General features: G+C 71.7%; 22 protein-coding genes and 1 pseudogene. 6 read left to right on the top strand and 17 right to left on the bottom strand.

What is annotated here, in order from left to right:
* From GKS42_RS15940 to GKS42_RS15880, 14 genes are all read right to left on the bottom strand, one after another.
* On the bottom strand, window positions 1-756 hold the full coding sequence (locus GKS42_RS15940) for a hypothetical protein (RefSeq protein ID WP_154794723.1): 756 nt from the start codon (window positions 754-756) through the stop codon (window positions 1-3).
* Entirely contained in the window at window positions 757-951 is a 195-nt protein-coding gene (locus GKS42_RS15935) for a hypothetical protein (RefSeq protein ID WP_154794722.1), read from the bottom strand.
* 110 nt (window positions 952-1,061) lie between these two features.
* Window positions 1,062-1,301 carry a hypothetical protein gene (locus GKS42_RS15930; RefSeq protein ID WP_154794721.1) on the bottom strand — a complete coding sequence of 80 codons (240 nt, stop codon included), beginning with the start codon at window positions 1,299-1,301 and terminating at the stop codon, window positions 1,062-1,064.
* The gene (locus GKS42_RS15925; RefSeq protein ID WP_154794720.1) at window positions 1,298-1,648 is read right to left on the bottom strand and encodes a hypothetical protein; all 351 of its coding nucleotides are present in this window, start codon (window positions 1,646-1,648) and stop codon (window positions 1,298-1,300) included. The genes GKS42_RS15930 and GKS42_RS15925 overlap by 4 nt, the downstream gene beginning before the upstream one ends.
* Window positions 1,649-1,709: 61 nt before the next feature.
* Entirely contained in the window at window positions 1,710-2,564 is an 855-nt protein-coding gene (locus GKS42_RS15920) for a hypothetical protein (RefSeq protein WP_154794719.1), read from the bottom strand.
* Window positions 2,561-2,881, bottom strand: a complete 321-nt coding sequence (locus tag GKS42_RS15915; protein WP_154794718.1) for a zinc finger domain-containing protein — start codon at window positions 2,879-2,881, stop codon at window positions 2,561-2,563. Before GKS42_RS15915 ends, GKS42_RS15920 begins: the two co-directional genes overlap by 4 nt.
* 268 nt (window positions 2,882-3,149) lie before the next feature.
* Complete coding sequence (locus tag GKS42_RS15910; RefSeq protein WP_154794717.1) at window positions 3,150-5,024, bottom strand: bifunctional DNA primase/polymerase; 1,875 nt, start codon at window positions 5,022-5,024, stop codon at window positions 3,150-3,152.
* Window positions 5,025-5,137: 113 nt separating this feature from the next.
* The gene (locus GKS42_RS15905; protein ID WP_154794716.1) at window positions 5,138-5,281 is read right to left on the bottom strand and encodes a hypothetical protein; all 144 of its coding nucleotides are present in this window, start codon (window positions 5,279-5,281) and stop codon (window positions 5,138-5,140) included.
* Window positions 5,278-5,529, bottom strand: coding sequence for a hypothetical protein (locus tag GKS42_RS15900; RefSeq protein ID WP_154794715.1), 252 nt, complete (start codon window positions 5,527-5,529; stop codon window positions 5,278-5,280). Before GKS42_RS15900 ends, GKS42_RS15905 begins: the two co-directional genes overlap by 4 nt.
* Before the next feature lie 640 nt (window positions 5,530-6,169).
* Entirely contained in the window at window positions 6,170-7,579 is a 1,410-nt protein-coding gene (locus tag GKS42_RS15895) for a recombinase family protein (RefSeq protein WP_168217861.1), read from the bottom strand.
* Window positions 7,576-9,135 carry a DNA translocase FtsK gene (locus tag GKS42_RS15890; RefSeq protein WP_168217860.1) on the bottom strand — a complete coding sequence of 520 codons (1,560 nt, stop codon included), beginning with the start codon at window positions 9,133-9,135 and terminating at the stop codon, window positions 7,576-7,578. The genes GKS42_RS15895 and GKS42_RS15890 overlap by 4 nt, the downstream gene beginning before the upstream one ends.
* A complete protein-coding gene (locus GKS42_RS26040) occupies window positions 9,132-9,407 on the bottom strand; it encodes a hypothetical protein (RefSeq protein ID WP_168217859.1) in 276 nt (91 codons plus the stop codon). The genes GKS42_RS15890 and GKS42_RS26040 overlap by 4 nt, the downstream gene beginning before the upstream one ends.
* Window positions 9,408-9,409: 2 nt before the next feature.
* Window positions 9,410-10,195, bottom strand: coding sequence for a hypothetical protein (locus GKS42_RS15885; protein WP_154794712.1), 786 nt, complete (start codon window positions 10,193-10,195; stop codon window positions 9,410-9,412).
* 17 nt (window positions 10,196-10,212) lie between these two features.
* On the bottom strand, window positions 10,213-10,533 hold the full coding sequence (locus tag GKS42_RS15880) for a hypothetical protein (RefSeq protein ID WP_154794711.1): 321 nt from the start codon (window positions 10,531-10,533) through the stop codon (window positions 10,213-10,215).
* A 65-nt stretch (window positions 10,534-10,598) separates the two neighbouring features.
* Between GKS42_RS15880 and GKS42_RS15875 the strand changes: the two are divergent.
* The 5 genes and pseudogenes from GKS42_RS15875 to GKS42_RS15855 form a co-directional block, all read left to right on the top strand.
* Window positions 10,599-10,727 (top strand): annotated as a pseudogene (locus tag GKS42_RS15875) (ComEA family DNA-binding protein); the annotation flags it as partial.
* Window positions 10,724-12,226 carry a ComEC/Rec2 family competence protein gene (locus GKS42_RS15870; RefSeq protein WP_154794710.1) on the top strand — a complete coding sequence of 501 codons (1,503 nt, stop codon included), beginning with the start codon at window positions 10,724-10,726 and terminating at the stop codon, window positions 12,224-12,226. The pseudogene GKS42_RS15875 and the gene GKS42_RS15870, both read left to right, overlap by 4 nt.
* 86 nt (window positions 12,227-12,312) lie before the next feature.
* A complete protein-coding gene (gene holA / locus GKS42_RS15865; protein ID WP_232847692.1) occupies window positions 12,313-13,326 on the top strand; it encodes a DNA polymerase III subunit delta in 1,014 nt (337 codons plus the stop codon).
* Window positions 13,327-13,528: 202 nt separating this feature from the next.
* Window positions 13,529-14,500 carry a phosphotransferase enzyme family protein gene (locus GKS42_RS15860; protein WP_154794708.1) on the top strand — a complete coding sequence of 324 codons (972 nt, stop codon included), beginning with the start codon at window positions 13,529-13,531 and terminating at the stop codon, window positions 14,498-14,500.
* A gap of 175 nt (window positions 14,501-14,675) precedes the next feature.
* Window positions 14,676-15,800: a glycosyltransferase family 4 protein gene (locus GKS42_RS15855; RefSeq protein ID WP_154794707.1), complete on the top strand. Its 1,125-nt coding sequence runs from the start codon at window positions 14,676-14,678 to the stop codon at window positions 15,798-15,800.
* Window positions 15,801-15,934: 134 nt separating this feature from the next.
* Here the strand turns inward: GKS42_RS15855 and rpsT are convergent, their stop codons facing one another.
* The 3 genes from rpsT to GKS42_RS15840 form a co-directional block, all read right to left on the bottom strand.
* Window positions 15,935-16,195, bottom strand: coding sequence for a 30S ribosomal protein S20 (gene rpsT, locus GKS42_RS15850; protein ID WP_154794706.1), 261 nt, complete (start codon window positions 16,193-16,195; stop codon window positions 15,935-15,937).
* A gap of 157 nt (window positions 16,196-16,352) precedes the next feature.
* Entirely contained in the window at window positions 16,353-16,994 is a 642-nt protein-coding gene (locus GKS42_RS15845; RefSeq protein WP_154794705.1) for a type II toxin-antitoxin system PemK/MazF family toxin, read from the bottom strand.
* 52 nt (window positions 16,995-17,046) lie between these two features.
* Window positions 17,047-18,234 carry an acetyl-CoA C-acyltransferase gene (locus GKS42_RS15840; protein ID WP_154794704.1) on the bottom strand — a complete coding sequence of 396 codons (1,188 nt, stop codon included), beginning with the start codon at window positions 18,232-18,234 and terminating at the stop codon, window positions 17,047-17,049.
* Between the two features lie 211 nt (window positions 18,235-18,445).
* Here GKS42_RS15840 and GKS42_RS15835 point away from each other — a divergent pair, with 211 nt between their 5' ends.
* Window positions 18,446-19,663, top strand: a complete 1,218-nt coding sequence (locus tag GKS42_RS15835; protein ID WP_154794703.1) for a substrate-binding domain-containing protein — start codon at window positions 18,446-18,448, stop codon at window positions 19,661-19,663.
* The last annotated feature ends 32 nt before the right edge of the window (window positions 19,664-19,695 follow it).

The raw sequence follows: 19,695 nt of genomic DNA, 5'->3' as shown, positions 1-19,695 counted from the left end.
TCATAGTCGAGTGGTCTGCTCGGGCGTACCTGTCGGATGGCCAGCCTCCGGTGGGGTGATGGCGTAGCCGAGATCCTCGAGAGCGCCAGCAGCGGCTGCCGGGTTGTCTCGCACCGCGGCGCGCAACTGGATGTCCCGCCACCGCGCCCGCGCCTCACCGAGTTTCTGTCGCCACCCACCCTGAGCCTGCACTCCCAGTTCCTCGACCAGGATCTGGAGCACGTCCTCGAGGGTGGGCCGGAATCGGTCGCCGCCCAGCGGGAAGTGAAACTCGCTCTGGACTGGGTCTCGGCCGCGGTTGATGTCGTCCTGACGGTAGCGCCCTCGCTTGGTGCCGTCGCCGCCGATGTACATGAGGCCGGCGATGTTGGATGGGTGGCCGTGCACGTGGAAGTGAGCTCGTGGCAGTTTCGGCGAGATGCTGCGGTCGTACTCGTATCGGAACAGCGGCTCACCCTGCGCAACGCCGCCGTAGTAGACGGCGATAGAGGACTTGTTGATACGCAGATGCCGGCCGATTCCATCGAAGGCGCACTTGTAGTCCGCTGTCAGTGTCACGGGCTCGGCGCCCTGGGTTGGCAGCGGGATGCCGGTGGAGGGCGCCTGCCGAACGGTGAAGTTCTCCGAGCCCGGGCGGGTGAGCGCCCGGGCCACGAACGGCGCGCAGTTCGAGCCGATCACCGCATAGACGCTTGCCGTCAGTTCGTTCGCGAAAGCCCTCGCCTGCTCGGCGAGGCTACGCGGCGGCTGGGACAATCAGTCGACCTCCCCAAGTAGATAGTCGAGGTTGTCGACCTCGTCGAGGGTGGCCAACTCGTTGGCAGCGAGCTCGTAGCGTGCAGCGCGCTCGCGCAGTTCATGCTCGGTGATCGACAAGCGCCCGAGCAACTCGGCGCGTCGAGTCTTGGCGTCGTCGACGCTCAACGCTTGGAATATCGCCGTGGGTGCCATTGCCTGCTCCTGGGGTTGGTTGGTAGGCGTACGCGCATCCTCCTCCCGACCACCGACATACCGCCGCAGAACGGGTGGTGTGTCTTGCGACGTCTCACTATGCGATCGAGTCATCTCGAGGGCCAACGTCTGACCAGCTCGCGCAGGCACTGGCCGGCCGTTTCGGGCCCGTACTCGAACGCGGCGATCTCCTGGGTGCATGTGAGCGCCTCGGCCCACGGTGAGGTGTAGGGCACGTGGCTGGCCGCCCAGTCCTCGAGGGTGGCCAGCCACTCCTCTCGGGTGCGCGCGGCCTTGAGCTCGTCGGGCAGTGGCAGCAGGGTGTCGGACTTGGGCCGGCGGCGCCTCACACCGCGCCCCGGATGCCGTAGGCGCCCCTGGCGGATCCGCGGCGCTGGGGCCGTACGTCCTCATCGCCCGACGGCAGGCGCAGCGAGGCGATGAGCCGCGAGAGCACGATTGCTTGCTGGCGGGACTCGACCAGGTATGGCGAGGCGACCTCATCGCCCCGGGCGTTGCTCACGGTGAGCGGTGCGCCTCGCTGGGCGACGGCGAGAGCGTCGAGCCGGTCGGCGACTCGGCACGCCTCGAGCAACAGCAGCGCCTCGTGCTCCTCGATGTCGTACTCGTCGACGATGGACGCCCAGAGCGCCTTGCCGGACTTCTTGAGCCCTCGAGGGGCGGGTCGGTCGGTCATGGTGGTTCCCTTCGGTCGGTGGTTGGAGAGGCGGGGCCCGTGGTAGGCCCCGCCTCGCCCGTCAGAACAGGTCGATGTACTGCTCGGCTTCGGCCGACGTGCCGCCGCCGAGACCGGGCTGTGCCGGTCCCCGGGCGGTGGACACGTACGTGTCGTCGCGACGGTCGTTGGCTGGCGACCACTCGAGCGAGAACGCGGTCTTGGACCAGTTCTCGGAGCGCTCGATGTCCCGGAGCCGGCCGGAGTGCCGGGCAGCCAGCGCGTAGCGCTCCTCGAGCGGCGGGGTGAGCAGCTCCTCGCGTAGCACGGCCGAGAGTTGGGACTTGTGGTCGGCCAGCCAGGTGGCGACCTTCTCGAGGGCCGCGAGCTGGCCGGTCTCCGGCACGAACTTGACGCCGCGGCTCGGGTCGGACTGGCGGGCCGCGTCGGTGGCCAGGTCGTGAGCCCTCACCAGGGTCGCGAGCGCCTCCTGGGCGGCCGTGAGCGCCTCGGCGGCGCTGGCGTACGTCTGAGCCATGTTGTCAGCCAGCATGGCCGCCCAGGCGCCGCGCTCGGCCACGATGGTGCGATCGAGGTGGGCGCGTGCTGCGGTCGCCTTCGCCAGGGTCGCCTCGGCGATCGCGGTCGCCTTCTGGCGGGCGTCGGCGAAGTCCGGCGCCTTGATCGCCTTCGGGTCGCGGTCGCCGCTCACGGCCGCGTTTGCCTCGGCGCGGATCTTGCGGGCGTGGTCGGCCTCGGCCGTGTCGACGGTCTTCACGCCGGCCATCGCCCGGCCGTATTCGGTCACGGCGGTCTCGAGGTCGCGGGCGGCCTCCTGGGCGGCGTCGGTGAGGGGGATCTCCTCGAGCACGGCGAGGAGCTTGCTCGCGGTGCCCATCTCCCAGCGAGGATCGGCCTTCTGGATTCGTGCGCTCATGATGTGAGTCCTTTGGTTCGGTGATGATGGATGATGCGGTTCTTGAGCGAGCGGATGATGGCCCGCCGTTGTGCCTCGGCCAGCTCGACCGAGGAGAGTTGGGCAATGGCCCGGTAGTCGGGTCGGCCAGCCAGTGCGTCACTGACGCGTTGGGCGGACTTCGCCCACCGGGTGACGCGACGCTGGTGTGCCCCGGGATTGGTCCGTGTGCAGTCGACGCCCGGCTCGGCGTTGCACGTCGGGCAGAGAAACGCCTCCGGCACCATCTGGGTCGTCGAGTGGCCCGCTGGTCGGTAGTCCTGTTCTGAGTCGGTCATCGATTAACTCCTCGAGAGTGGTTCGGATCTTCGGCACGGTGGGCCAGGTGGTCCTCGGCTCGATCGCCGCGCCGGCCAGTCGCTCGTCGGTTTACGACTACGGATCGAGCAGTCCCGCCCGCTGTCCCCACCGCTGTCCCCCCTATAGGGAGGGGGACATCGGGGACAGGTGGCCGGTGGTGCCTGTCCCGACCTGTCCCCGCAGAATTGGGGACAGGTGAAACCCTTTGTTTGCAACGGATCTCGCGCCAAAGTCATCACCTGTCCCTCACCTGTCCCCAGTCGAGGGGGACAGGTCGGTGGAAGGCACCTGTCCCCGCGAATCGGGGACAGGTCCGCGGCGCTTATCGAGCGCCTTAGACAGCACGTCGTTGCGTACGCGATAGTCCTCGCCGAAGTGAACCGATAGGGCTACGCGCGCCTTGTCGCGCCCCAGTGACAGGTCGACGTCGGCGGCATCCAGCGCGCGGATCGCCTCGGCGACCTTCGCCTCGAAGGCGGCGTAGTTGCCGCCGACCTGCACGTCGTGACGTAGCGGCTCAGTCAGTCGGCGGATGGTGAGCACCTTCTCGGCCACGGGCATCCGGTTCGCCTCGCACGTGAGTCGGTATGTCTCGTCCTTGACCACCTCCGAGAGACGCCAGACGGCGTCGACGTCGCCGGACTTCGCCGAGCCACCTCGCTGGCCCTTCGTCTCGTCCTTGCCGGTGTGATCGAGTCGGATGCACGCGACCCGCGCCTGCTTCAACGCGAGGCCGGTGTGCCGGTAGAACGAGAGCCAGGTGTCGTTCTCGTTCTCCTCGCCACCAACCGCGCGCGAGACGGTGTCGATGACGACCACCTCGGCGCCGTAGTGCCGTACGTTCGCCATGAGTTGCTCGGCGCCGGCCGCCGAGTCGAGGTAGTTCATCGCCGGGAACGAGAGGTAGTGAAGCTGGCCCAGGGACTCCGGGGCGAAACCCATCGCTTGTAGTCGTGGGCGTACGTCCGACTTCGGATCGTTCTCGAAGTCGACGTAGAGCACAGGGCGAGGCCGGTCCGGCGTCGCTCCGAGCACGTACCGCCCGGCGGCTACGCTCGCGGCCAGTTCGAGCATGAGCAGCGACTTGCCCATCTTGGGCGGGGAGTAGAGGGCCACCAGCCGCCGTGCGGGCAGGATCGGCTCGACGATCCACTCCTCTTCGGTCCGGTCCGCCCAGAGGGCAGCCCAGTCCACCGCGGGCACCACGCCCGGCACACCCGCCGTCGGCTCCTGGGGCGCATCGCTGGTGGCGGTGAAGATCGAGCCGCCGACATTGGAGAGGTCTGCCGGGCCCTTGCGCGCAGCCGCCGAGCGCTGGCTGGCCCACTTCTCGGCCACGTCACGCTCGGTCCACGATGCGTCCCTGGGAGCGGCAGCGAGCAGCCTCGCCCTCCAAGCGGCGCCGTCGAGATCGGGTACGGCCGCGAGGATCCGCAGCGCGCGCAGGTAGGCGTCGGCGGTGAGTTTCTCCCAGCCGCGCCCGTAGTCGTCTCGCTGGCCCTCCGGCCATGACGCCGCGGCGCGCAGTTCGGACTCGAGGCCGGCCAGCGACGCCGATGCCCACGCCAGCGCGGCCACGCGTCGGCTCTCGTTCAGTGTCGCCCACTGGTCGGCCACGGGCGATGTCGCCTCGATCGAGGACGCCGCGAGCCGAGAGGCCCAGGCGGCGGGGAGCGTGGCCCTCTCGGCCGTGCGCTCAACTACGTACCCGGGCGAGCCCGGAGCGATGACGTAGCCTCCCTCGGCCCGAACGTCGATGCCGGGCGCGATCCGGCTGGCCGATGACCGACTCGCGCCGTCGTGGCGGAAGTACAGGTGGCGACCACCGGATCGCGTGCGAACCGCCATCGTGACGGGCAGCGGGCCCAGTTCGGCCTCGAGCGCCGCTAGCGAGGCCTCACCGTCGATGCCGTGCTTCACGTCGACGTCGAGCACGGCCAGGTCGGACGCCGAGCCCGTCGGCGTGGCCACCATCGCGTCGGCGTGCTGCGCCCACCAGTCCCGCACGACGGCGAGATCCGTGGTCGCGTCCTTGAATCCGTGCCGTGTGAGCGGCCGCTTGTCGGGCCCGCAGGGAAAGACCGGGATGCCCGATCGTGCGTAGCCGAGCGCCACGTTCATCGGGCTCGGTGTGCCTTTGGCGCTGTCGGCGGTGGCTAGTATGCTAGGGCGTGCCAGCTCGGCTCGTTGGATAGCGTTCGCCCCGGTCTCCTCGGTCCGGGGCGTTCGCGCGTTCACGCGTCGCTCGCGAGAAGGCCGGCGAGACGAGCCTTCTGGGACACGTCGAGTCGGGGCGCCCGATCGGCGATCTCAGCGACGGCCTTCTCGAGCCCGGCGGCGCGCACGGCGGCCAGGAGTTCGGCGACAGTGGCGCTCATCGTGCACCGCCGGCCTCGAGCAGGCTGACGAGTCGCTGCCGCTGGTGGGCGTCGAGCGTGTGGGCAGCGAGCACCTCGCGGGTGTGGGCCTCGAGTGAGAGCGTCGCCATCTCGGCCCGCAGGCCGGCGATCTCGTCCACCCTCTCGGGATGCCAGTGCACAAGCGATGCGAGCCTGGCGCGGAGCCGGGCCACGTCTGGGAGTGGGGCGCCGTACTTGGCGCGAACAGCGGCGTTGACCGTGGACACGTGAGTGATCCGGGGATCGGTGTGCAACGTGCCGCCTATGGCGGCCACGTCCGGATAGCGGAGCGAACTCGACGCGACCCCGAGTGCAGGCCCCAGGTCGGAGCCTTTCCTCTTGAACTACATGGACGAGATTAGCAGGCCCAACGCCCGTGCCTCAACAGTTGCACCAGGGGGCAGGGTGGCGAGATGGGCGTGCACTTCGACCTCGCGCAGCGGACGCTCGGCCGAGCACGTTGGGCACGTCAGTGTGACCACCCCACCAGCGAGCACGACGCCCCTCGAGGTGCGCCAGCCAATACGGCGTCCTCGTTTCGTCTGTTCATGGACGGCGAATCCGATTAGGCCGCCCATCGGCTCGACGGACGGCTCGGGCTCGTAGCGGTCTCCCAGGACGCGCGCAGCAAGTTCGTGGTGAGCCGCTTGGGTCGCGTTCGAGGCCGGCCACGGGGTGTTCCACGCGTCCGCGATGATGCCGAGCAACTTCGGCGAGTGCTGCTTTCCACCGCTGCCCTCGCATGTGATCCGCCAGTGCTTCACTGGATCTCCCTTCGTCCTGCATTCAACGTAGCCCGGGCACTAGCGCGACACGCCAGAGCGGTTCTCGACCCCGTCGGCATGGCGCCGATCGGCGGCGTGTCGTTCACGGCGTGTCGCTGCGCCAGGTGATGAGCACACGCTCTGGGTCGATCAGCGAGGGCCCGCCCTGCTTCCAACCGGGCTGGCGGCCACGCCGCGCACGCAGCACGACGACATCGACCAGCGCGGCCACGACGGCCCGTTGGAGATCCAGCGGCGCGGCCAGGAACGCCTCGGCTGGGTCCGGCGCGGTGGCCAGCCACCCGACGTTCAAGTGCCCGCTCGCGGCCGTCACGGCGTGCTCGGCCGCCTCCCGCTGGGTCCGGAGGAGCGCGCTCGCCGTGGTGAGTTGCTGGACCGAGATGGCGCCGGACGCGTACGCCTGCGCCAGCTCGTCCTCGCGGACCCGTAACGCTGCCGCCTTGTCCTGGGCGCGGCGTAGTTCGCCGTCGTCCCTCTCGGCGAGTAGGTCAGCCAGGTCATCCCGGCGCAGCCGTTCAACGATCACGCCACGCACGAGCAGGTCGAGCGGCTCGGCCGACCTCGAGACGTGGTTACGCGCAGACTTGCAGCCGTAGGACCGGCCACCCTTGCCGCTCTTCGTCATAACCAATACGGCGTCACAGATCCCGCACCGCCCGATCCCGGACAGCAGGTACCTCGGCATGGGGCCGACGTGGTTCGTGCGCCGGGCAGGATCGAGCAGAATCGATCGCCCCTGTCGCCAGAGATCCTCGGAGACGATGGCTGGCCAGACTGCCGGGCCAGCGGGCTCGTCGTTGACCTCGATGAGCCCGGCGTTACGTGGACGGACCAGGACGTCACGCACGCTCCGCACGTCGTGGTCGCGACCCGTGGAGGTGGTGAGCCCGGCTGCGTGCCACCGGCGCACGATCGAGGCGAGAGTGTGCCCGTCCACCACCGCACGTGTCGCCGCGGCGATGGCTGCCGCCTCATCCTCGCGCGGCGTCATGCCGTCGGCGGCGTAGCCGAAGGGGCGCGCACCGCCGCGCCACTGGCCCTTCTCGACAGCCTGTTGCTTCTGGCGCCGAATGCGCTCGGCCTTCTGTTCCGACTCGTACCGTGCCGCGGCGCCATGCACGCGGGCGGCCATGCGGCCTGACGGCGTCGCCAGGTCGATCGGTCCGGCAGTCACGGTGTGCGTGATGACGTCGTGCGCCTCGCAGAGCGTCACGAACTCCTCGAGCTCGCTCGGCGATCGGTGCAACCGGTCCGTGTGCCACGCGAGCACCGCGTCAACGTGCCCGCTGCTCATCTCCTCGAGCAGGGCTCGGTAGCCGGGGCGGCGCTTGCCGGAGTATGCCGAGATGTCGTTATCAACATGGACGGCCACCACCTCCCAACCGAGCCGCTCGGCGAGGGCTCGACAGTCCTGCTCCTGACGCTCGACGCCCAGGCCGGCTCCGGCGCGGTCCCTCGAGATGCGGGCGTAGATGGCTGCGCGACGGGTCATGGTCCGATTCTCCATTGGTTGGTGCGGGTGCGAGTGCGCGTGACGACGTAGGCGAGCCAGAGACCTGCCGCGACGGGCAGGGCTGGCAGGACCAAGAACGAGATCACGGCGCCGAGCAGGAACAGCGCGGCCGCCAGCCACCTGTCGGCCGCGAGCACGGGACGGTGGCTCGGTACCGGCAGCGGGGCCAGCGTGGCGCCGTGGTGGCGTCCCTTGGCGTAGGCGTGCTCGAGATCCTGGCGCGTGTAGGCCTCGGCGACAGGCGGCACCACGACGGGAGCGGGCGCCGCCGGCGTGTGCCGCGGCGCGATGACAGGCACGGGCACCACGGCGGGCTCGACCACGGCCGGCTCTGGCTCGTCGGCCACGGCCGTGACGGCGAGCTGTTCGGCCTCGGCGGCGTCGATCTCGGCTTGCCGGATCTCCTCGCGAGCAGCCTCGAGGGCGGCGTCGATCTCTGCTGCCTCGTCGGCCTCGGGGCCCTCGAGTATCCCGACGGCGTCGGCGTAGGTGGGTAGCGCGATGGCGGGCGGCTCGATGCGGGAGATCCCGGCGAGCAGGTCGTCTAGGTCGTCGGGGGAGACGTAGGGCCCTTGGATCCGCTCGGGCTGGCTGGCGCCCGACGGCCACCAGAGCGCATCGCCTGCGCCGAGCAACGCCTGCGCGCCCGTCTGGCCCAGGGCCACGCCGGAGTCGGTGTGCGACTGGACGGCGAACACCAGTCGGCTCGGAGTGTTCGCCTTGATGAGCCCGGTGACGACGTCGGCGCTCGGCCGTTGGGTGGCGAGGATGAGATGGATACCGGCGGCCCGGCCGACTTGCAGCAGGCGCACTATGGCGGTCTCGGCTCGCTTGCCGGTGCCCAACATCAGGTCGGCCAGCTCGTCGACGACGAGCACCAGATACGGCGGCGCGTCGGTCAGGTCGGCGACGTTGCGTACGCCGGCCGCCTGCATCCGGGCGTAGCGGCGCTCCATCTCCTCGAGGGCTCCGTCGAGCACCTCGAGGGCGGCCGGGACGTCGGTAGCCACTGGCGCGCCGAGATGCGGCACGCGAGCGAACGGCGCCAACTCGACCCGCTTAGGGTCGATGAGCAGCACCTGTACCTGCGCCGGGCTGGCGTGGGTGAGCAGGTGGGCGAGGATCGCCGTCGTCCATGACGACTTGCCCGAGCCCGTGGTGCCAGCCACGAGCAGGTGCGGCAGGCGATCGAGGCGCGCCGAGACGCCGGAGCCGTCGATGGCGAGCCCGACGGGCACCCGCAGCGGGTGATCGGCCGCGAGCCCATCTTGCAGGTCGAGCAGGCTCACCTCGACCCGCTCGCGGGCGGGGACCTCGACGCCCACTAAGTGCCCGGCCGTCGTCACGCGGACGTGGTCGGCGCCCAGGGCGAGCGCGATGTCCGGGCCCAGTTTCGTGACCTGCGCGACCCGTACGCCCGGGCTCAGCCGTAGGCAGTACCGGTCGACGGCGGCGCCGTGCTGGATCTCCTCGACGGTCGCCGAGATCCCGTGGTCCTTGAGCGCGCGGTCGAGCGCGTCCGCTACGGCGCTCATGACGCCCGCCGATCGGTGAGGGCCGACCACGCGGCCCGCATCGCCTCGAGGCTGCGTAGCGCTTCGCTGCGCGTGGTGCCCAGCGGGACCGAGACGCCCGGCACGAAGTAGTGGCCACCGGTGCGCGGGTCGCGGCCGATGATGCGCCAGAGACGCCCGTAGGTGCTCGAGCCCTCCTCGAGGACCCAGTCGGTCGGGTCGAGCCCGGCCGCGCGGGCTCCGGCGCAGGTACCGATGAAAGCGGCGCGCACGTCGCGCAGAGAGGTAGCCATGGTCACGCCACCTCCGCCAGCAGTCGGTAGGCGAGCGCCGGGCTCGGAGCCTCGCCGACGGGCTCGCCGTCGCGCCGCGCCTGCCACCTGCGGGCGCCGTAGTCGGGCACCACGCCATAGCGAGCGTCGAGCCCTTCCAGCCATCGGGCGTAGGCGTGCTCGATCTGCTCACGGTTGACGGCCCAGTTGGGCCCGTAGACCCACCAGCAGCCGTCGCGGATCTCGCGGGCGCGCCAGCCCAGGGCCGCCATCATGTCGGCAGGGCTGGGCCCGCTCTCGGCGATGAACAGCGGGTAGGCGGCGCGCTCGTCCATGCCTGCCTCGCGGGCTCGCCAGTAGGCGGCCCAGCGGCGCGCGTCGATGTCGGCGCGGGTGTGGTCGGCCGCCTCCTCATCGCTCAGCGCGTCGCACTGTGCGTAGGCCTCGGCGTCCCAGTGCGCCGCCATCTCCTCGCGCGCGGTCTCGATGGCGGCCGCCTCCTCGAGGTACTCGGCGTGCTGGCGGGCTCGCTCGGCGCGTGCCTGTGCGTCGCGCAGCATCCGCTCGGAGAGAGCCTCGGCCCGCTCGAGCGCAGCCCAGCGTGGCGCCGTCGCATTGGCGCGGGTGACAGCCTCGAGGCCTGCGTCCTTGGGCCGGGCGTAGACGAGCACGTGACCCTGTACGGCGTGCGCGCTCGACCCGTTCGCGGGCAGCACCCAGTAGGTACGCGCGGCTGGGCCCTCACTCCACGCGGTGCCCGTAGCGGGCCTGCCGTCGGCGTCGACGTACTCGACCTCTGAGCCCAGCAAGGATCCTCGGCGCGGGCTCATCGGTCCGCCTCGATCCAGCACCAGCCGTCGAGCGCGTACAGTGCCGCGCCCGTCGAGTCGACGCCGACGGCCTGCCACACGTCCGGGTCATCGTGCTCGCCGTCGTCATACGTGAGCGTCGAGCCCTCCTCGACCACGCCCGCCGGGCGCCATATCCCGTTCGGGTCGACGTGGGCCCATTCCGTGATGAATGCGGCCAGCGCGGCGCGCGTTGCTACCGGTACGGCCCAGCCGTTCCACCTGTTCGGCTCGACTCGCTCGGCGGCCAGGGCGGGCGCCGTGGTCGGCTCCTCGCAGTCAATCGTGATGATGCGCATGTCGTTGCTCCTCGGTCGGCGCGACCCTTTGCCGCGCTTCCCTTAAGCATGATGGAGCACGCCCCGCTCTCGCCGAGCGGATCCTCGACTGGCGCACCGAGAACGGCGGCTTCACCAGCGTCGAACAGCTCGATGACGTCTCCGGGATCGGACCGGCGACCATGGATCGGCTGCGCGACCTGGTGACGGTGTGAGGACGCCGCTCGACCTGCGCCTGCTGCCGGCCGCCGCGCTGGCCTGGGCCGGTAGCTGGCTGGTGCTGGTGGTGCCACCCGTCGTCGCGACAGCGGTCGTGCTCTGCCTGCTCGTGCTCACCGCGGTGTGCCTGCACCTGCTCGGACGCCGGCACCGGGCACGGCACCGGTTCGCGCCCCGGGATCGGGTCCTGGCCGCCCTGGCCCTCGGTGCCCTCGTCGGTGCGGCGGTCATCGCACTCGCGGCGCCCCGGGTCGCGGAACGATCCGCCGCAGTGGCGCCGCTCGCAGGAGAGCGCGCCGTCGCCACGCTCGTGATCGGCGGGGAGGCGCAGGCGCTCCCGGGCTGGTCGGGGGCGACACTGCGGATCCCCGCCACCCTCGTCGCGGCCGACGTCTCCGGAACCACGCACCGCCGCTCGGTCCCGGTGCTGGTCATCGCGGGGGAGGGCTGGGACGACCTACCCGTCGGCGGCCGGGTCCGCACCGATGCCCGGCTCGGTGCCACCGACCCAGGGGACAGCGCGGCCCTGTTGGTGATCGCCGACGGTGCCGTCGAGACCGAACGCGGGCCGCCCTGGTGGCAGGCCCGGGTGAGCGACCTGCGCGCGGGGCTCGTCGCAGCCAGCTCCGGCCTCGCCCCGCAGGCCCGCGGACTCGTGCCGGGCATCACCGTGGGTGACGTCCGGGCCCTCCCGGCGACCCTCGAGGAGGACCTGCGCACGGTCGCGCTCACCCACGTCACCGCGGTCTCCGGCGCGCACGTGGCGATCATCCTCGGTGCGGTGATGCTCGCCGTCTGGTGGGCACCGCGGTGGCTCCGGGTGGGCGTCGGAGCGGCGACGCTGCTCGCGTTCGTTGCCCTCGTCTACCCGAGCGGCAGCGTTCTGCGTGCGGCCACGATGGGCTCGGTGATGCTCCTCGGCCTCGCGCTGCGGCGACCCCGGGCCGCGCTCCCGGCGCTCTGGGTGGCGATCCTCGCGCTGCTGGTCGCCGACCCGTGGATCTCGCGCTCCTACGGGTTCGTCCTGTCCGCCGTGGCCACCGCCGGGCTGTTGCTCGGAGCCGGCCCGATCGCGCGCGTGCTCGGCCGGTATCTGCCAAGGCCGCTCGCCCTGGGCGTCGCGGTCCCCCTGGCCGCCCAGGCGGCCTGCGCCCCGATCATCGTGCTCCTGCAGCCCGGCGTGGCCATGTATGCGGTCCCGGCGAACCTGCTGGCGGCGCCGGCAGTCCCGCCGGCCACCGTGCTCGGCGTGTTGGCCACCCTGATCGCGCCGCTGAGCCCGGCCCTCGCCGCCGTGCTCGCGTCCTGGGCGGGCTGGTGCACCGCCTGGATCGCTGCCGTCGCAACCTCGACGGCGGCCCTTCCGCTGGCCACGGTGCCCTGGCCGGGTGGGCTGGGCGGAGCGCTCCTGCTCGCGGTGCTCACGGCCTCCGCGCTCGCCGTACTCGGCATGCTCGTCCGGCAGCTGCGCGGGCGCGCCACCCGGCGCCAATGAGCCCAGAGCCCTTGAGCCCGGACGGGACGGTGCTGGTCCGTCGCCGGCGTTCGGTGCGTGTCCGGCCCTCGTGGCAGGCTGGGTCCGTGCCTCCCGCTCGTCGTCGCCCCAGTTCCGCATCCGGCCCCACCTGGCAGGACGTGCCCCTGGCCCCCGTGGTGCTGGTGCGCGGCCAGGAGACGGTCCTGGCCGACCGTGCCGTCGCTCGCGTCGCGTCGCTCGTGCGCGAGTACGGAGGCGACTACGAGCAGACCGTCCTGGAGGCCGCCACCTACGAGCGCGGCCAGCTCGAGACCATCGCCAGCCCGTCACTGTTCGGGGAGCACCGGCACATCGTCGTGAACGGCGTCGAGGCGATGTCCGATGCGTTCCTCGACGACGCCCTCACGTTCGTCGGCACGGCCGGCACCGAGGTCACCGACGTCACGCTGGTGCTGCGTCACGAGAAAGGCGTCCGCGGCAAGAAGCTGCTGGATGCGATCGCCAAGGCCGGCTACCCGGTCGTCACCTGCGAGGTGATCAAGAGGGACGCGGACAAGGTCGCATTCGCGGCCGCGGAGTTCCGGACCGCGGGGCGCAAGGCGACGAACACCGCCGTCCAGGCCCTCGTCGAGGCACTCGGCTCCGACCTGCGCGAGCTGGCGTCCGCCTGCCAGCAGCTCATCGCGGACACCACCACGACCATCACCCCGGACGTGGTCCAGCAGTACTACGGCGGTCGCGTCGAGGCCACCGGGTTCCGAGTGGCCGACACTGCGATCGCCGGGCACAGCGCCGAGGCCGTCACCCTCCTGCGGCACGCGCTGGAGACCGGGGTCGACCCGGTTCCCCTGGTCGCGGCCCTGGCGGTCAAGCTCCGCACCCTCGCCAAGGTCGCCGCGATGCGCGGCCGTGGCGGGGCCAGTGCCGCGGACCTCGGCCTCGCCCCGTGGCAGGTGGACCGGGCCCGCCGGGAACTGAGCGGCTGGACCCCCGAAGGCCTCGCCACGGCGATCACCGCCGTGGCCGACGCCGACGCCGAGGTCAAGGGTGAGGGCCGGGACGCGCAGTTCTCCGTCGAGCGGGCCGTCCTGCGCGTGGCGGCGGCACGCGGGCACTGACGTCGTAACCCGCCCGCCCGGGAGTGCTGGAGTGACGGATCCACCTGGCGGCGCGGCACTCCGGTGGGCTGCGGCATCGGAACGCCGTCTCGAGAGTGCTGAAGTGGTTGCCGGCTTGGCACTGTCGGGGCTGTCGGGCCGAACGCGTCGTGCGCGGCGCGCTGGGTCGGCATCGGCGCGCCGACCTGCCTACGATGCGGCAATGTTTCCGTCCGGACTGTCCATGTTGTGGGAACGCGACCATCCGCCCGATGCCCTGCGGACCCGCTTCGGCTTCACCGACGTCGACGAGGCGACCGGCTGGCTGACGAGCGTCCTCGGCCGGGAGTGGGGCGTGTCCGTCGTGGACTGCGAACGCGTCCTGATCAGCGACCACAACGCGATCGCGTGGGTGCGCACCGACACGAGCCGGCTGGTGGTCAAGGTCGGCTCGAGAGCGTCCGCGTTCGAGCGTCTCGCCGCGATCGCCGATGTCCTCGGTGACCTCGACGCGGCCGGCCTGCCCGTGGCCGCGCCGCTGCCGTCGATCGGCGGCGCGCGGCGCGTCGTGGACCACACCGACCGGCCGCTGTCCGTGGTGGTGCAGCCGCTGGTCGAGGGCGCCCTCCTCGACACCTCCGATGCCGTGGCCGTGCGAGCCGCCGGGGCCGCGCTCGCGCACCTGCACGCGGCCGCCGCAGACCTGCCCACGGCAGGGGCCACGATCAACCGGAGCGTCCCGGACCCCGATTTGCGCCGCCGGCTCCTGACCGGGGTCGACGCAGCCAGGTCCGAACGGGCGCCGCGTGCCGGCGCACGGCTGGCTCAGCTGCTCGCGGAGCTTCCCGACATCGACACGGCGCCACACCTCATCCACAGCGACTACCGCGGCACGAACATCCTGATGTCCGGCCGGCGTGTGGTCGCGATCCTGGACTTCGACGAGATGACCGTGGACCACCGCGTCTACGACGTGGCGCGCGCGGTCGTCAACCTGGCCACCCGGTTCCGGAGCTGGCGCCCCACGACTCCCGAAGCACGGGCACACTTCCTGGCCGGCTACCGCTCGCGCGGCGTGCTCACGAAGCGCGAGGAGGGGTGGCTCGAGGCGTTCATCCTCTGGCTGGGCCTGGGTGCCGTGCCACCCGGAGACGACCCTGACGGGTGGGCGGCCGCCGTGGAGCACGGCCTCTGAGCACCGTCGCCACGTGGCCGGCGAGCGGACCGCGATCCGTGGCGACGCACGGTCAACCACGCCTGACGCGGCGGCCACGACCCTTCGACCGAGACTCCGATCCGCCACCTGCTCGTCACCTTCCGGCCGTGGCGTCTTGGGACGATCGTCACCCGTGCCGTGGACCGTGGAAGTCGTGAGAGTCGCAGTGGTCACGGAGTCCTTCCTGCCGAGCGTGAACGGCGTCACGACCAGCGTCCTACGGGTGCTGGATCATCTGGCTGCTCGCGGCCACCAGGCGGTGGTCGTCTGTCCCGGCCCCGCACCCTCCAGCTATTCCGGGTTCCAGGTTCGCGAGTGCGCGGGCGTGGACTTCCAGGGGTTCCGGGCGGCCGTGCCGAACCGACGCCTGGTCAAGGCCGTCATCGACCTGGCCCCGGACGTGCTGCACGCCGCGGCCCCGTTCGGGATCGGCGCCCAGGCGCTGACCCTGGCCAAGCGCCAGGGCATCCCCAGCGTCGCGGTGTTCCAGACCGACGTGGCCGGCTACACCCGCCGATACGGGCTGTCGCTGACCGCCCCGGCCGCCTGGCGGTGGCTTCGCCGCGTGCACAACACGGCCGACCTGACGCTCGCGCCGTCGAGTGACACGCTTGCCGACCTGGCTGCGGCCGGGGTCGAGCGCACCCGTTGGTGGGGGCGTGGCGTGGATGCCCGGAATTATCACCCGAACCGTCGCAACCTCGCCGAGGTCAGGGCGCTGCGCGACCGGCTCGCGCCGCAGGGCCAGGTGCTCGTCGGCTACGTGGGTCGGCTGGCCCCGGAGAAGCAGGTGGAGCGACTTGCCGCCGCGGCTCGGACGCCCGGTGTCCGGCTCGTCCTGGTCGGCGACGGGCCGAGCCGTCCGCTGGTCGAGCGCGCGCTCGCCGGCACCGACGCGGTGCTGCTCGGCCGCCTCGACGGCGCCGAGCTCGCAAACGCGTACGCCGCGATGGACGTGTTCGTGCACGCCGGCACCCAGGAGACGTTCGGGCAGACCCTGCAGGAGGCGGCGGCCGCGGGCCTACCCGTCGTGGCGCCCGCGAGCGGGGGGCCGAAGGACATCGTCAAGCACGGCCACACCGGCTTCCTCGTGCGGCCGGACGACGATCGCGCGATCGCCGACGCGGTCGCGCGGCTCGCCGCCGATCCGGGCCTGCGAGCCCGGATGGGCGAGGCCGGACGACGTGACGTACTGCCGCGGTCCTGGACGGCGCTGGGCGACGCCCTGCTCGGACACTACGAGGACGTCATCCACGCGCGCGAGCTGCAGCCCGCCTGACCGGGACGCCCACGGCGAGCGCCGGGCACGATCGGCGTGGGCTCGCGGCACCCGGCCCAACGACTGACGGCGCCACACCCCGGGAGGGGAGTGGCGCCGTCGGGCGTTGTCGCCCGCGTTGCGGGCGGTGCGACTCAGAGAGCCGCGACCTGCTTCGCCAGGGACGACTTGCGGTTCGCGGCCTGGTTCTGGTGGATGACACCCTTGCTGACGGCCTTGTCGAGCTTGCGGGAGGCGTTCTTCAGCGCGTCGCCGGCCGCCTCCTTGTCGCCTGCGTCGACGGCCTCACGAACTCGACGCACGTGCGTCTTGAGCTCGGACTTCACGGCCTTGTTGCGAAGGCGCGCCTTCTCGTTGGTGCCGATCCGCTTGATCTGGGACTTGATGTTTGCCACGTGGACTCTCTTGTGTATTCGCTCGCGCGATCTGACGTCGGTGAGGGCTCTGGCCTGACCGGGACTGAGGCGTGGGGATACCTGCGACGGTCAGAGGTGAATCGCATGCCGTGGGTGGCCGCAGACTCAACGAGCAAGTTTACACGGAAATGGCTGATCAGCGGCCATGGAGAACGTGGAGCGCGTCACTCACCTGGTCGTACGTGCGCCGATCGACCGCGGCGCCCTCGCGCCGCACGGCATCCGCGGGCAGGTACAGCACCCGGTCCAGGCGGACCTCGGAGGGGCGACCCTGGGAGTCCCAGTCGCCCGAACCGATGTCCAACCAGCGCCGGCCCCAGCGGGCCTCGTCCTCGGCGTCCCGGTCGTGGTCCTTCGACGTCAACTGGAGGCCGAGGAAGCCCTTGTTGTGCCGGGCCATGATCAGGACCGGGCGGTCCTTGCCCCGGCCGTCGTTCTCGTCGTAGGGCACCCAGGCCCAGACGACCTCGCCGGGATCGGCGTCGCCGTCGTCGCTGGGGGAGTAGGTCAGAGGGGGTAGGCCTCGGCCGAGCTCGAACTCGCGGGTCGTGCGCGGGTGCTCGGTCCGCTGGGCGCCACCGCCGGACGAGGGCCGGCCGGTGCCGGATTCCGACGAGGGCGGCCCCGCATCGGAGCCCGACGGTCCCCGGCCGCCCGAGCCCGGCCTGGACTTGGACCGGCCATCCGAGGGGCGGGAGCCGGAGTTCCGGCCGCTGTAGCGGAACAGGTCACGGGCGACGGTCCCGGCCACCCGGAGGGCGCGATCGAGCAGGCTCATGGTCGGTGAGCCTAACGTTCGGGCCGCTGATGAGGTCTCGGGTGGAGGAGGGTCAGGCACGCAGCAGCAGAGCCTCGCCCTGGCCACCTCCGCCGCAGAGCCCGACGGCGGCCCGTCCGCCGCCGCGACGGGCCAGCTCGTGGGCGGCGTGCACCACCAGTCGCGCGCCGGAGGATCCGATCGGGTGCCCGAGGGCGATCGCCCCACCGTGGATGTTGACCCGCTCGGGGTCGACGCCGAGCTCAACCTGCGAACGGCACACCACGGCCGCGAACGCCTCGTTGATCTCGACCAGGTCCAGATCGGCGGTGGTCCACCCGGCCCGGGTCAGCGCCGCAGCGATCGCACGGGCCGGCTGTGAGTGCAGCGAGTTGTCCGGGCCGGCCACCTGACCGGCCGCGTCCACGGCGGCGAGCACCGGTGCACCACGCCGCTGCGCCTCGGCGCGGGAGGTCAGCACCACCGCGGCGGCGCCGTCGGAGAGCTGGGAGGAGTTGCCGGCGGTGATGGTGCCGTCGGCGGCGAAGGCCGGCCGCAGCCCGGCCAGGGTCTCCGCGGTGGTGTCCGGGCGTACGCCCTCGTCCTCAGCCACGACCACGTCCCCCTTGCGAGAGCGCACCGTGACCGGGGCGATCTCGGCGGCGAGCACGCCGTCGTCTCGGGCCGCCGCGGCGAGTCGGTGCGAGCGTGCCGCGACGGCGTCCTGCTCGGCCCTGGTCAGCGCGAGTGCGGCGTTGCCGCGCTCGGTCAGCGCGCCCATGGCGTCCCCGTCGACGGCGTCCGTGAGGCCGTCGTAGGCGAGGTGGTCCAGGGCGGTCCGGTCGCCGTACACCCAACCGGCGCGCGTTCCGGTGAGCAGGTGTGGCGCCTGCGACATCGACTCCATGCCGCCGGCAACGACCACGGCTGCCTCCCCGGTGCGGATCAGCCGGGCCGCGTCGATCACGGCGGTGAGCCCGGACAGGCAGACCTTGTTCAACGCTATGGCGTGCGCACTCGGTGCGATGCCGGCCGCGAGGGCCGCCTGGCGGGCCGGGTTCTGACCGGCGCCGGCCTGCAGCACCTGGCCGAGCACCACCACCTCGACGTCCACGCCCGGGATGTCGGCCGCGGCCAGGGCCGCGGCGATGGCGTGCGCGCCGAGCGCGGTGCCGGGCAGGCTCGCGAGGCCGCCGTTGATCCGGCCGTACGGGGTGCGCGCGGCACCCACGATGACGACGTCGTCGGGGGAGGTGGGCATCTGTAGCTCCTTCGCCTGATTCCTGGCTTCCATTGTCACCCCACGACCGGGCCGGGGCCGATCGCTCGGCCGCTCGGCGCGAGTTCCGCGACATCCGATCCGCCGCGCCGGGGCCGATCGACTTGACGCCGAGGGCCCGTGTGACCCACCATACCTGCAACCTGAGGCACCTCTCAGGTTCGATATTCACGAAGAAGTGAAAGGTAGGCCCATGTACCTGGCGAAGAGGTACGTCGCCGCCTCGGCGATCGCGGCGTCACTGATGCTGGTCGGCGCGTGTGCACCGACGCAGGGGGCGGACCCCGGCAGCACGGCGGACGCCGATTCCGAGACCGGCGCCGAGGTCCAGACGATCGACGTCGGCGTCATCTACTCCCGCACCGGCCCACTGGCCGGCTACGGCGAGCAGTACCTGACCGCGTTCGAGGCGGGACTCGACTACGCCACCGACGGCACGAACATCGTCGGCGACTACGAGATCAACCTGGAGATCGTCGACGACGCCGGCGACCCGAACAAGGCCGTGAACGCGTTCAAGGACATGGTGGGCAGCGGGATCCCGCTGATCGTCGGCACGGCGGCGTCCGGCGTCGCCCTCCAGGTGGCCCCGCTGGCCGAGCAGAACCAGACCGTCTACATCGTCGGCCCGGCCGCCGTGGACACGGTCACCGGCATCAACGGGTACACGTTCCGCTCCGGCCGGCAGACCTATCAGGACGTCGCCACCGCCGGCACGTTCCTCGACAGCGTCGAGGGTGCGAACGTCGCCGTCTTCGCCCAGGACAACGCATTCGGGCAGGGCAACGCCGCCACCGTCGAGGCCGTCCTGGGCGGTTCGGGTGCGACGGTGACCCCGATCCTGGTGGGGGAGAGCGTCACCGACTTCACCGGTGAGGCGCTGAAGATCCTCGACGCCGAGCCCGACCTGCTCTTCGTCGCGTGGGCCGGCGAGACCACCGCCGCGATGTGGCAGGCACTGGAGCAGCAGGGCGTCATGGAGGCCACCACGGTGGTGACCGGACTCGCCGACACCGCGTCCTACCAGGCCTACGGCCCGGCCTCGGACCGGATCAACTTCCTCAACCACTACTTCGCCGGCGCGGCGGACAACGACGTGAACACCGCGATGATCGCCGGGATCGAGGCCGCCGGTGGCGTCCCCGACCTCTTCTCGCCGGACGGCTTCAACGCCGCCCTGATGGTGGTCCGTGCCATCGAGGAGGGTGGCGACGACCCGGACGCGATGGTCGCCGCGCTCGAGGGCTGGACCTTCGACGGACCCAAGGGCGAGATGACGATCCGTCCGGGCGACCACGCGCTCATCCAGCCGATGTTCCAGGTGCGGCTCGTGGACGAGGGCGGCACGTGGGTTCCCGAGCTGATCGAGACGGTCGCGCCGGACGCGGTCGCGCCACCCGAAGCGGGCTGACCGGCTGGGCCGGCGGCCCTCGCGCCGTCGGC

It is taken from the genome of Occultella kanbiaonis (genome assembly GCF_009708215.1).
Classification (GTDB): Bacteria; Actinomycetota; Actinomycetes; order Actinomycetales; family Beutenbergiaceae; genus Occultella; species Occultella kanbiaonis.
This window is presented reverse-complemented; position numbering and strand designations above follow the sequence as displayed.